We start from the raw sequence: 13789 nt of genomic DNA on the forward strand, positions 1-13789 counted from the left end.
AAAGGTTGTTTTTAGGGAAATTTATAAAAACATATTGACAAAGAAGAAATAATTGCTAAAATAAAATTAGCACTCAGTTATTATGAGTGCTAATAAAAATAATTTAAAGAGGCGTTTTTATGTTCCGATTAATACTTATTTATTCGAAACAGAAGGAAGTAGTAAGGACGGCTTGATTACTGTTAAATAGCCGCGCTAACTTACATTTATAAGCGAGGCTTTCTTAAATTGATTTTATCCGATGACTACCTACTCTTTACTTCCACTTCTACAAGTGGGAGTAAAGAGTAGCTACGTCCCTGGATAACGATTTTTAAGCATCAGATGGAGTTAAAACTCCATCTGATGCTAAGAACTCTGTTTATTAAATATAACAAACGTTTTTATTTAGATGAAAGGAAATGATAAAATGGCTACAAAACAATTTAAGGCTGAATCCAAAAGATTACTTAATTTAATGATTAATTCTATTTACACAAATAAGGAAATATTTTTGAGGGAACTTATATCAAATGCCAGTGATGCAATTGATAAAAGTTATTATCGTTCACTAGTTGATGAAAATGTTAGCTTTAATAAAGAAGACTTTTATATTAGAATTGCAGCAGATAAAGAAAACAAAACCCTTACTATTACTGATACTGGTATAGGTATGACAAAAGATGAACTTGAAAATAATCTAGGTACTATTGCAAAAAGTGGTTCCTTTACATTTAAAAATGAAAATGAAGCAAAAGAAGGAGTAGATATCATAGGTCAATTTGGAGTTGGCTTTTACTCTGCTTTTATGGTGTCAGATTTAGTTACTGTAAAAAGCCGTGCCTTGAATTCAGATGAAGCATACAAATGGGAATCAAAGGGCGTAGAAGGGTATACAATTGAGCCTTGTGAAAAAAATGAAGTTGGAACTGAAATTACATTGAAAATTAAAGAAAGTACTGATGACGAAAAGTACGACGAATTTTTAGATGAATATAAAATAAGATCATTAATTAAAAAATACTCTGATTTTATAAAGTATCCAATTAAAATGATGGTAAAGAAAAGCAAACTAAAAGAAGGCAGTAAGGATGAACATGAAGACTATTTTGAAGATGAAACTTTAAATAGTATGGTTCCAATTTGGAGAAAAAATAAAAATGAATTGAAGCCTGAAGATTATAATCAGTTCTACATGGATAAACATTTTGGATATGAAAAACCTCTTAAGGTAATCCATTCGAGTGTTGAAGGTGTTGTAAGTTATAATACCTTACTTTTTATTCCAGCTAGAGCACCTTTTGATTTCTATACTAAGGAATTCGAAAAGGGATTGGAACTTTATTCAAATGGCGTTCTCATAATGGAGAAATGTGGAGATCTTTTACCAGATTACTTTAGCTTTGTACAGGGATTAGTTGATTCAGCAGATCTTTCACTTAATATTTCAAGAGAACTTTTGCAGCATGATAGACAGCTTAAATTTATTGCAAAAAAGATAAAGGAAAAAATTAAAAGTGAACTTTTATTAATGCAGAAAAATGATAGAGAAAAGTATGATGAGTTTTATAAAAACTTTGGAAAACAGCTTAAATATGGTGTTTATGCTGATTTTGGAAGTAATAAAGAGGTACTTCAAGATTTACTCATGTTCTATTCTTCTACAGAGAAAAAGCTTGTAAGCCTTGATGAATATGTTTCTCGTATGAAGGAAGACCAGAAGTTTATATACTATGCAACTGGTGAAAACATAGATAAAATTGAAAAATTACCACAAACTGAAGTCGTTAAGGATAAAGGATATGAAATATTGTACTTTACAGATGAAGTTGACGAATTTGCAATTAAGATGCTTATGAAATACAAGGAAAAGGAATTTAAATCTGTTTCAAGCAAAGATTTAGGATTTGAATCTGATGACAAGGAAAGTGAAAAGGAAACAAAGGAAAATAAAGAACTGTTTGATTTCATGAAAGAAACATTAAATGGAAAAGTTAAAGAAGTTAGGGCATCAAACAGATTAAAGACCCATCCTGTTTGTCTTGCAAATGGTGGTGAATTGTCAATTGATATGGAAAAAGTGCTTAATACAATGCCAAACAATCAAAATGTAAAAGCAGATAAAATTTTAGAGATAAATACAAATCATAAAATGTTTAAATCAATAAAAGATGCATTTGAAAATGATAAAGATAAACTTAAAATGCTTTCAAATGTATTATATAATCAGGCACTTATGATTGAAGGACTGCCTGTAGATGATCCTGTGGAATTTGCAAATGATGTTTGCAGTTTGATTAAATAAAGTATAAAATTCCTAATCAAAAAATAAACTTATCCTCCGGATATTTTTTACAATCACAAGTCACGTTAAATATATTGATAAGTCTAAGTAAAAAATTAAAAAAGTCTAAGATCTTTTGAAAACTCGTACCTCAAACAATTCAAAAGATCTAAGCCTTTTTATAAATTTTCCACTAAGACTTATGTACAAAATATTTAAATGTGCTTGTTTATTGTAAAAATATATCTACGTATAAGTTTATTTCTAATTAATAGTTAAGAATGAAGAATTAATAGTTAATGTGGATTTTTTTCCGTTACACTATAAAAAATCTTTGATTAAGCTTTTTACCATTTGTTTCGTTAAAGCGAGGCATTGCTAACTTATGTAAATTTAAAGATTTTTTGCGATAGCTAAAAATGATCCTTCACTATTAATTTTCCATTATTAATTCTTAACTTGCGAAGCTTTGCTTTGCAAGTTTTTTATATTAAGTCAAAATTTTATATGTGTGAAAGTTGAGTTAATTGTATTTTAACCGCAGGAACTAGGGATTTTCTCCTTGTTAAGTCTTTTGTTGTTATATATAGATAAAAGCACAACTATAATTAAAAGTGAAATACTCCATAAGGCTGCTTTAAATAACAATAGTGTAAATGATACAATGAGTATTGAAATTGCAATTTTGAGTTTAATGTTGTGAAGTAATTTAAATCCTGCAGCTAAACCAACTATTGCATTGGATAGAAAAAATACGTTAGCACAGGTTATAATCTTGTCCAGACTTAAAAAATTTGCAACTGTTAGAGATAAAACTACAAGATGTATACATACAAGTGTTATTATGGCATTGATGGGACTTCCGTTTTTGTTTACATATGAGAGATAAAAGGGCAGTTTATTGTTTGCAGCACGCTTTGCACTCATTCTTGAAACTCCTCCAACTATCATAAGATAAGTACACATACACAGTCCTGATGCAGCAAGAGCAATTATAGGCAGAGAAAATGAACCAAATAGTGGGGTCATGATTGTCAGTATATCATGACTGCTTGAAGATACATTTTGTACGGAAAGTGCAACAGTAATATATAAGCTTATAATAACTATAAGGCTTACTGTCATTGCTTTTATAAGTGTAATTTTTGGATTTTCTATGTCTTCTATATAGTTCCCTATGATTTCCCATCCTATGATTGCCCAAAATAAAAGTAAAAGGGTATATCCAAACTTAGAAAAAGAAAATGATGTTTCAGGTGCATGTACATTTGAAGCAAAAATCAAGGTATATATGCTTCCACAAAATAATAGTGCAGCTGTGAGTCCTGTTAAAATTAAAGTGAATTTTGCCAGAGTTTTTACACCGCATATAAGAATTAGGGCACATATAATTTCCATTCCAAATGCAATCATTTCAACTTTAATATTTGAGAATATGTTAAAGCTTTTTAAAAAGTTTGCAGCTGTAATTAAAACTGCTGTGGGGCCAAAACAAACTGCAGATGTAAGAAAGTTTGAAGTCAGTTCTCGAAAAAAATTCCCAAATACATTTCCAATAGCGATTGCAACGCCTTCATTTCCAGGACTTTTCAAGCTTAGAAATACAAAAACATAGGCAAATATAATGCCAAGCAGCATTATTATAATCCAGGCTGGTATTGCCCATTTTCCAATTAGCTTGTAGGCAAGAGGTGGTAACAGAACTATTCCTGATCCTAGCACCGGGCCTACTATAAGACCACAAAGTGTTATTGTTCCAATGTTTTTATTTTTGCTCATAAGTTTTCTCCTAATAGTATAATATTATTTTAAATAATAGATTCAAAGACGCGCCATAATTGAACAATTAAAACCAGTATACTTTTGCAAAAGCTTACCTTAAAAAATTCATTGAATTTCCAATAGATTCATAGTAGCATAAGATTAACTATTAATAAAATTGAATTATTTGAAAGTACAGTTCAGTTTTATTGAAGTAAGTGGAGGTATGATATGGAATTTAGAAATCTAAGAACATTTTCTGAAATTGCACATTTAAAAAGTTATACTAAGGCAGCAGAGGAATTGGGATATGCCCAGTCTACTATTACGACCCAAATTCAACTTTTAGAGGAACAACTTGGTGTAAAACTTTTTGAAAGGGTTGGAAGAAAAATACACCTTACTTCAAAGGGTGAAGTGCTTCTTAAATATGCAGAAAATATAATAAACCTTACAGAGGAAGCTAAAGAGGCAGTAAGTGAAATAGATGTTCCCTGTGGAATTCTAAAAATAGGAATTGTTGAATCCCTATGCACTATGAGACTCCCAGAACTGCTTAAAAAATATCATATGAAATATCCTGAAGTGGAAGTGATAATTAAAGTAGGTGTTTGTTCAGATTTGCGAAGTATGCTTAAAAACAATATAGTTGATTTGGCATTTATTTTGGATAAACCAATTGTTGACCCAGATTTGATATCCTGTGTATCTTATAATGAACCAATGATATTTTTAACGTCTCCAGTAAATAGGCTTGCTGGTAAAAGACAAGTTACAATGGAAGACATTAAAGATGAGCCTTTAATTGTAACGGAAAAAGGGTGCAGCTATAGAAATATTTTTGAGAAAATGTTTCAAAAATCAGGTTTAAAACCTAATATAGCCTTGGAAGTTGGAAGTATTGAGGCAATTAAGAGCTTTACCATAAGCAATCTTGGAATAACCCTGCTTCCTGTTATGACTGTAGAAAAGGAGCTTGAAAATGGTGAACTTATTGGGTTTGATTTGGATGGTTGTAAATTTAATATGATGACACAAATACTATATCACAAGAATAAATGGGTAACAGCTGCAATGAGGGCATTTATATCAGAAGCTAGAGGTTAATTTGTGTTATAATAGTGCTAAATCCAATGGTAAATTGTTCATAGATTTTACAACTTGGAGACAAGTGAAGGATGGTTTTTACATATCTCTAATATATACTTTATATTGTAGTAAAGATGTTTTGGCATGCTAAACAGCTAAATACAATTTTGGAGGTATTTATTATGAATAGAAAAAAAATATTAGTTTGGGCTTTAACATTATTAGTAGTAGGAGGTGCTTCAGGAATTACCTATGCAAGTGAAAAAATGGATACTACTAAAAATGTAGTTGCAGCAGCAGAAAATAAGAGTAATAGTAATGCTTTAAAGCAGGGAACTATGAATGATGAAGAGGCAATTAAAATAGCTGCAGAAGCAATGAAAAATTACATGGGAAAAGATGCAAACTATTTTTCACAAATTAAAGTAGACAGATCAGCTGATATTGCAAAAGAAACACAACAATTAAATAAGAAAGACGAAAAAGAAGGTTCAGAGGGTGAAAAAAAATTTGAAGAAATAAGGGAAAAATACTCAAAAGAACATCCAGAAGATGCAAAAGTAGAGGCAGAAAATATGGCTAAAGCAAAAGATCAGAGAATGATATATATTCTTTTCACTCCTAAAAATTATGATGAAAATAAGATGTGTAACTATTCTGTTTCTATAGATGAAAAAACAGGTGAAATAGTAGGTGTAAGAGCTGAAAATGACTCGGACAGGGATTTTAAGCCTGCAATTGTTGATAATAGAATTAAACATACAACTTTAAACTTCTGTAAAAAAATAGGAAAGAAAATTAAAGGTAATACTATAAAAGTTGATAAAAATATTAACTTTGGCAGGCTATTAGTAAGATGTGAGCTAGATGACGGAAGAGATGCCGAATTTGAAATAAATCTTAAGGATTATTCTGTAGTAGATTATACTCTACAGAGTATTAAGCTTTTGCCTTCTATGAAAAAGGACCTTAATAACCAAATTAGACAAATTAAAATTAATTAGTAAATAAAATTCTTAACAGCACATGAAAATTGCTGGTTATTATTGAGCCAAGAAATGTAACTTTGTATAAATCTAAAATGGAAATAGTCAGATAGATTTTATTCAATCTGATTATTTTCATTTAGGTAAAATATTAAATTACTATGAAACTAAAAAGTAATTGGGTATATTGAAAAATCTAAATGATCAGGAGGACAATCATGTAATGATAAAAATATTAGTTGTTGAGGATGAGCTTCCAATATCGAACTTAATAAAGCTGAATTTGAATATGTCAAATTATGAGTGTAAAACAGCTTTTAATGGAGAAGATGCTTTAGAGGAAATTGAAAATGATAGCTTTGACTTAATACTTTTAGATGTTATGCTTCCAAAAATTGATGGCTTTACATTATTAGAAAAGATAAAGCCTCTAGGAATTCCAGTTATATTTTTAACTGCTAAAACCTCTGTCACAGATAAGGTATATGGTCTTAGAGCTGGGGCTGATGATTATATAACAAAACCTTTTGAAGGTATTGAATTATTAGCTAGAATTGATAATGTGCTTAGACATTATAATAAAAATACTAATGTAATAAATTTTGAAGATGTAGAGATAAATTTAAGGGAAATGACAGCTAGGAAAGCAGGTGAAGCTGTAGAGCTTACTTTAAAGGAATTTGAATTATTAGTGTTTTTAGTACAAAATAAAAATGTTGTATTAACCAGAGAAAAGTTAATAGAAAAAATTTGGGGATATGACTATGTTGGGGAAACCAGGACTATAGACAACCATATACAAAAGTTGCGAAAAAAACTTCAGTGGAAGGATAAAATTAAAACTGTATTTAAATTAGGATACAGGCTGGAGGGTTAAATGAAATTCTGGGAAAAGATATTTTTATGCACACTGGTTATATTTGAAATATTTTTTGTTCCTTCATCAATATATTTAATTAACAGTAATTTTAAACTAAATCTTAATACAGAAATTGATTCTGGAATAAATGAGCAGCAAAGATTTTGCTCTTTTGTAGAATCAAATTTATTTTTATTTAAAATTCAAAAAGAGTCTAATTCTTACAAGACTGAACTTGATAAACAAAGTATAGATTCAATGATTAGTACATATTTAAATAATTTTGGAAAACAGGATATATATATTGAGGTAATAGATAATAACAATAAAGTTATTTTTACTAATTTAAGCATGAATATATCAGATAAAAGAGAGGAACTTAATGTTCAGCTTAATAAAGTGAAGTATATAATACGTGATATTGATGAAAAAAACTATTTATTTATAACTAAAAAAATAAATTTAGACAATAATTACTATAAAATTTCTTATGTTAAAGATGTTTCAAGTATTTATGAAAATAAGAAATATTTGTTGAATCTTCTTTTAAAATTAAATATATTTGTTTGTATAATTTTAATTATAGTAACCATAGCATTAAGTAAGTTTATAGTAAATCCTATAAATAAATTAATTAAAACCACTCAAAAAATAGCTGCTGGAAACTTTAGTGAAAGAGTAAAGGTAATATCAGATGATGAGATTGGATTATTATCAAAAAATTTTAATGATATGGCAGATGTTGTGGAGGATAAAATAAATGAACTAGAGATGGTTTCAGAGGATAAGCAGAGATTTATTGATAATCTTGCTCATGAGCTTAGAACGCCATTAACTTCTATAATAGGTTATGCTGATTTTCTTAGAACTACTAAGTATGATGAGGAAACCTTTATAAATTCCTTAAGTTATATATACAGCGAAGGCAAGAGATTAGAAAAATTAGCCTTCAAATTAATGGATTTAATTATTTTAAGAAAAAAAGATTTTAAAATGAAAAGTGAAAATGTTCTTAAGCTTCTAGTTGAAATTAAAGATTCCATGCAGCCAAAATTGGAGAAGAAAAATATTCATTTAGAAATTTTAGCTGAAGATTTAAATTTATCGATGGATAAAGAGTTAATGACGGTGATGATAACTAATTTTGTTGATAATGCCGTTAAAGCATCTCAAATTGGTGATAAAATATACTTAAAGGCATATAAATATGATGCTTCTAATATAATATTGGAAGTTAAGGACAGCGGAATTGGTATTCCAGAAGAGGACATATCAAAGGTAATGAAACCATTTTTTATGGTGGACAAATCCAGGGCAAGGGCTAGTAATGGTGTAGGGCTTGGACTCTCTTTGTGTGTGGAAATTGCTAAAATTCATAATGCTAGGATTGATATAGAAAGTAAGGTTGGAGAGGGTACCGCAATAAAGGTAATTTTTTATAAGAATTTTTGATACTTATAAAACCATGTTTAAGAAAGAGAGGTTTAACTAATGACAAAGATACATATTGATCCAACTATTTATACTACAAAACCATCAGGTTCTCGATTATCCAAGGAGATGGCAGTTTATGATTTACTGGAGAAGCTAGATATTCCTTATAGTCGTATAGATCATGATGTAACAGCAAGCATTGAGGACTGTTATGATGTAGAAAGGCTTTTGGGCATTACTATTTGCAAAAATTTATTTTTATGTAATAGCCAAAAAACTCAATTTTATTTGCTTATGATGCCTGGTGATAAAAAGTTCAAGACAAAAGAATTGTCTAATCAGATTCAATCTTCCCGTTTGTCATTTGCACCAGCGGAGTATATGGAAAAGTATCTTGATATCACGCCAGGATCTGTGAGTGTTATGGGACTTATGAATGATGCAGAACATAACGTAAAACTTTTGATAGATGAGGATGTAATAAGAGAAGAATATGTGGGATGTCATCCTTGTATTAATACTTCAAGTCTTAAGATTGAGACCAAATATATTATAGATAAGTTTCTTCCATATACAGGACATGTTCCAACATATGTGAAATTAATAGGAGAATAGTTTTACATAGGAGGAATAGATTTGTTCTTTAATGATATTTCAGTAAAGAAGCATTTAAAAATAAAAGAAACACCTAATTACATATACATAGAACCTCATCCTCTACTTAGAAAATATATTGCACACTATACTATATTATTTCCCAATCCAAAAGAAATGGGAAGGTGCAGCGATAATATTGGTGATTTAACTTTAATACCTGACTGCAGTGGTTGTATTATATATACTTATGAAAATAGTGATTTTTTATTAAGCCTTTGGGGAGCAACAACGAAGACGGTTATAGTAAAAAATGATGTGAACTTAAAAAAAATAAGATTTTTCATTGAGTTTGTACCTGGAGGACTGCATGCTATTACTGGGATAAAACAATCAGAATTATGTGATATTCAAACACAAGTAGATGAAGTTGACAAGTGTTTGTATGATTCATTAAATCATGCTGCCGAGATTGCAAATAATGCAGATGATATGGTTTCAATGGTGAATAGGATTTTTTTGGAAGCGGTAGAGAAAAATAATAAGCAGCATGCAGTTATGAGATCTAGCTTAGAGAAAATTAAAGTTGCAAATGGAGTGCTAACAGTAAAAGAATTATCATCAAGTGAATATGTAAGCCAGCGTCATTTAAATAGATTGTTTAATGAGTATATTGGGATAAATCCAAAAATGCTTTTAAGAATTTCTAGGATAAATTATTCAATAAATATGTTAAAAAAAGCTGAGAATAAAAGTTACATAAATGCATCTCAAATTTTTGGCTATTTTGATCAATCACATTTTATACATGATTTTAAGCAAATATGTGGAGTTTCTCCTAAAGAATTTTTCAAAAACATGTCTGATTTTTACAATGAACTTTTTAAATATTGATATATAATAAACAATGTTAGAAAAGTATATAAATAGGAGATGTTAGAAATGAAATTTGTATGTCCACTTATAGCTGTTAGTGATATTGAGATTTCAAGAAAATTTTATGAAAAAGTACTTAATCAGAAGGTAACCATGGACTTTGGAGCAAATGTTACTTTTGAAAATAGTTTTGCAATACAAAAAGGTTTTGCAGAGCTTATTGATATAAATAAAAACAAAGTTGCCAGTAAGTCAAATAATTTTGAACTCTATTTTGAAGAAGAGGACTTAAATGAATTTGTGGAAAGGTTAAAGAATTTCGATAATATAGAGTATATTCATGATGTTAAAGAATATCCGTGGGGGCAGAGAGTCATCAGGTTTTATGATCCCGATAAACATATTATTGAAGTTGGAGAAAGCATGGTAAGTGTTATAAAGCGATTTTTAAATGAAGGTTTGACACCTGAAGAAACAGCTAAGCGTACCCAGTTTCCTATTGATTATATAAGGCAATTAGAAGAATGTAAATAATTTAATTTTCACACATACAAAGATATGACTTAGTGTAAAAAGATTACGAAGCAATATTTTTGAGAGGACAGTGAAGGATTATTTTTCTCCGCTATGCTAAGAAAAATATTCAATTTAAAAGAAACTCACGTTTTTTGTTTCTAAGAAGTACTTTCTGAGCAAGCAATTATCTGAAAATCACAGATTTTAGGACCTGCTTAAGCCATGTTTTGCATTAGCAAAACATGGCTTAAAAATAAATTAGTTTTCTGATGTAAGGAGGAAAACTCACCTTCATTGTTCTCTGTCAAATGTCATCTATAAAAGTTAATCAAATAATTTATGGTAGTGAAAATATCATTATATGATAATTTTATCTGTTAAATTTTGTTTTTATGCTTGTCCAATAGTCTGCGTTTTCAAGCCCCAATCTCCAAATAGCAATGCCATTTAAATTATAGGAATTAACTAAATCTAATTTATATCCTAAACTCTGGCCATTTTCAAACCAATCTGAGTGAGCTATACCAGAAGTATCTGTGTAATTAAAATATGGTGATTTTGATATATCATCCCACAGTACAGCCGCATTGTTTGTAGCTGCAATATTGTACATGCCATTTATTCCGTAAGCTTTTGTACCATTTGATGACCAATCGTATCCATAAGCTGCAACACCTAACATAATTTTTTCTCTTGGAATTACGGTAATTGCATATTTAACTACATTTTCAACCCAAGATATAGAGGCAATTGGACCTGCTGTTCCACCAGGATAGTGTTCATCATAGGTCATTATAGCTATTTGATCAGAATACTTTGCCAGTGCAGCATAATCGTATGCTCCGCTCCAAGTATTTGTTGTACTATCACTTGTTTTAGCTGGTACTGAAAGGGTTACTGAAAAACCTTGTGGAGTTAACAAGTTGTAAAGTTCTTGTACAAAAGTTGTGTAGTAGTTTCTATCATAATAGAAAACTCCTTCAAGATCTACATTTACGCCTTTGTAGCCATTTACTTTTATTGCATTTAAAAGATTGCTTTCTAAATTTTGTCTGTTTGTTTGATTTTCTAGTACTGATTTTGAAATATTGCCATCAAAATTATTTTGAAGCATTGCATAGGTTTTAATTCCATTGCTGTTTGCATAGCTAATTTGGTTAGTTGGAACTAATCCTGAAATATTGCCAAGACTATCTGTAGTATAGGTTTGTGTAGCTATTTCATCAATAGTTGAAGTATTAGCTGCTATTGAATTGTAAGAGGATGGATCTCCCGAATAATAATAGGTTGTAAAACCTAAAACTTGCTTTTTAGTTGTAGTTGGTATTATAGGAATTTGCAGTGTATTAGCAGTTACATGAATTGAACTTGCTGAAGTACCATAGCGATTATAAGCTGTGACATAAAACCAATAATTAGTATTAGAAGTTAGTCCGGACTTTATTAATTTTGTACTAGTAACAGTGGCAATTTTGGTATAGTTAGCATCATTTGGTGAAGCCATATAAACATAATATCCGGATGCACCATATACTGAAGACCAACTCAATGTAAGAGAGCTTGTACTAATATTAGAAATAGTTAATCCTGTTGGAGCTGGTGGTGGAGAACCATTGTTTTTTGCTGCAGCAAATTGTATGTTGGAAATTAAGAAAATAATTGCTGTAATAAATATCAAAAAGCTTTTTTTAACTGTCATTTGTACCCCTCCTTAAATTTGTTATTGAATTAGGTTGGCAAATCTAATATTTCTCTCCTTTGATGATCTAATTATAAAGCCTTTTTTTGTATATAAATAGATTTCTATAGTCACATTGATGTAGGGACTAAAGTCATAAAATCTTATAATATTTTAAAGATATTTTCAGAAAATCAAGGAGGAGAAGGAGTTTTTAACAAAGTGTCGGATACTATTATAGGTAATATTTATGATTTAATCGCGTACAGTGTAACTCATTCTCAAAAATTATTAATGAATTTTACTTAGTAGGAAAAGCGACTATCATCAAATCTGTGATCTGGTGATAGTCGCTTTCTCTTTGGAGTTTGGTTTCTTACGCTAAGTTTAGATAAAAAGAGGTTATTTACCTATCATAATATTAAGAATTTCTACGTCAGTTGATTTCATGCCTTGATGTCCCACACGACCGATATTCTGAATTGTTTTTTCATAATCCTTTTCCACAAGTCCTTCACCAAATGGAAATACTAAACCATGTTTTGCCATTTCATATCCCATTAAACCAGCATCTACTGAACTAGAAATTTTTGCTGCACAGGAAGCTTTGGCTCCATCGCATACAATACCACCAACAGTGCCAATAGAATTGATTATGGTTTTTCCAATTGTATCATAATCACCACCATTTAAATAAGCAATACCGCAAGCTGCAGCTGTCCCTGCTGACACAGCTCCACAGTAAGCAGATAAATTTCCTATATAACGTTTTTGATGTAGGGATATAAGGTTAGTTAAAACAAGAGCTCTGTAAAGGATATCTTCATCCACACCCATTTCTTTAGCATAAACTAAAACTGGCATAGTACAGGTGATTCCTTGGTTACCACTTCCCGAGTTAATGACTACGGGAAGGGCACATCCATTCATTCTTGCATCAGAACCTGCTGCGGCAGCTGCTTTTGCCTTGGTACGTATATCATTACTACCAAATTTTATAAGAGTTTGTCCAACTTGAGCACCCCAATTATGAGTCAAGCCTTCTTTTGATATGGCAGAATTATATTTAATTTGTCTACTAATAATATCTCGTACATCATTCAAGTTTACTTCATTGGCAAACTGAAGTATGTCTTTGATGTTGAGCTTTGATTTATCTCCAGATTGTTTAGTTACTATGTCAGGTTGTTCAAATATTACTTCACCATTTTTTTGGATCTTGGCAATGTGGTTATGTTTTGTTCTGACTTCTACAGCTGACATATTATGTCCAGCCGTTAATTCTGCACGGATAAAAAGATTTTCTTCTCCTTCTTCTAGTTTACAGATGCAGATTCCCTTTTTGCGTAATGCCTTAGCTTTATCGATGTCTTCTTGCTTCACTTCACTGATAACTTGGAGTTCCAAATTTGCTTTTCCTGCTACGACACCTAAAATAGCTGCAGCTTCCACACCCTTTTCTCCACCGGAATTAGGTACAATAACTCCCTTTACATTTTTAATAATATTGCCACTACAGCAAATAACTATTTTTTCTGGCATTTGTCCAAGAACTTCTCTTGCTTTTGCAGCTGTAAATGCAATAGCAATTGGTTCTGTACATCCTATAGCTGGAATTAACTCTTCTTTTAATATTTTAACGTAATTGTCATATTGGATTTTATCCATCAAAAAGCCCCCTTTGTTACTAGATAATATGACTATAAGAATATGTAATATATTTATAACAGCAG

Annotated in this window: 11 protein-coding genes; 8 read left to right on the forward strand and 3 right to left on the reverse strand. The window is 30.3% G+C overall.

The genetic code is table 11. The annotated features are described in order from the left end of the window. Window positions 1-409: 409 nt before the first annotated feature. On the forward strand, window positions 410-2284 hold the full coding sequence (gene htpG, locus CLJU_RS09690) for a molecular chaperone HtpG (RefSeq protein WP_013238631.1): 1875 nt from the start codon (window positions 410-412) through the stop codon (window positions 2282-2284). Window positions 2285-2797: 513 nt separating this feature from the next. Here the strand turns inward: htpG and CLJU_RS09695 are convergent. Beyond that, window positions 2798-4042: an APC family permease gene (locus tag CLJU_RS09695; protein ID WP_013238632.1), complete on the reverse strand. Its 1245-nt coding sequence runs from the start codon at window positions 4040-4042 to the stop codon at window positions 2798-2800. Window positions 4043-4255: 213 nt separating this feature from the next. Here CLJU_RS09695 and CLJU_RS09700 point away from each other — a divergent pair, with 213 nt between their 5' ends. The 7 genes from CLJU_RS09700 (at window position 4256) to CLJU_RS09730 (ending at window position 10396) form a co-directional block, all read left to right on the forward strand. Further along, the gene (locus CLJU_RS09700; RefSeq protein ID WP_013238633.1) at window positions 4256-5131 is read left to right on the forward strand and encodes a LysR family transcriptional regulator; all 876 of its coding nucleotides are present in this window, start codon (window positions 4256-4258) and stop codon (window positions 5129-5131) included. Between the two features lie 164 nt (window positions 5132-5295). Continuing rightward, window positions 5296-6117 (forward strand): hypothetical protein, encoded by an 822-nt coding sequence (locus tag CLJU_RS09705; protein ID WP_023161658.1) that lies wholly within the window; start codon window positions 5296-5298, stop codon window positions 6115-6117. 205 nt (window positions 6118-6322) lie between these two features. Next, on the forward strand, window positions 6323-6976 hold the full coding sequence (locus tag CLJU_RS09710; protein WP_013238635.1) for a response regulator transcription factor: 654 nt from the start codon (window positions 6323-6325) through the stop codon (window positions 6974-6976). Then, window positions 6977-8410: a sensor histidine kinase gene (locus CLJU_RS09715; RefSeq protein ID WP_013238636.1), complete on the forward strand. Its 1434-nt coding sequence runs from the start codon at window positions 6977-6979 to the stop codon at window positions 8408-8410. Window positions 8411-8449: 39 nt separating this feature from the next. Further along, complete coding sequence (locus CLJU_RS09720) at window positions 8450-9007, forward strand: prolyl-tRNA synthetase associated domain-containing protein (RefSeq protein WP_013238637.1); 558 nt, start codon at window positions 8450-8452, stop codon at window positions 9005-9007. Window positions 9008-9028: 21 nt separating this feature from the next. Beyond that, window positions 9029-9880: a helix-turn-helix domain-containing protein gene (locus CLJU_RS09725; RefSeq protein ID WP_013238638.1), complete on the forward strand. Its 852-nt coding sequence runs from the start codon at window positions 9029-9031 to the stop codon at window positions 9878-9880. A 48-nt stretch (window positions 9881-9928) separates the two neighbouring features. Further along, the gene (locus CLJU_RS09730; RefSeq protein WP_013238639.1) at window positions 9929-10396 is read left to right on the forward strand and encodes a VOC family protein; all 468 of its coding nucleotides are present in this window, start codon (window positions 9929-9931) and stop codon (window positions 10394-10396) included. A gap of 352 nt (window positions 10397-10748) precedes the next feature. Here the strand turns inward: CLJU_RS09730 and CLJU_RS09735 are convergent, their stop codons facing one another. Together CLJU_RS09735 and CLJU_RS09740 are read right to left on the reverse strand one after the other, a co-directional pair. Further along, window positions 10749-12077: a glycosyl hydrolase family 18 protein gene (locus CLJU_RS09735; RefSeq protein WP_013238640.1), complete on the reverse strand. Its 1329-nt coding sequence runs from the start codon at window positions 12075-12077 to the stop codon at window positions 10749-10751. Window positions 12078-12458: 381 nt separating this feature from the next. After that, window positions 12459-13724, reverse strand: coding sequence for an L-cysteine desulfidase family protein (locus CLJU_RS09740; RefSeq protein WP_023161661.1), 1266 nt, complete (start codon window positions 13722-13724; stop codon window positions 12459-12461). Window positions 13725-13789 lie beyond the last annotated feature (65 nt).

It is taken from the genome of Clostridium ljungdahlii DSM 13528 (genome assembly GCF_000143685.1).
Lineage (GTDB): Bacteria > Bacillota > Clostridia > Clostridiales > Clostridiaceae > Clostridium_B > Clostridium_B ljungdahlii.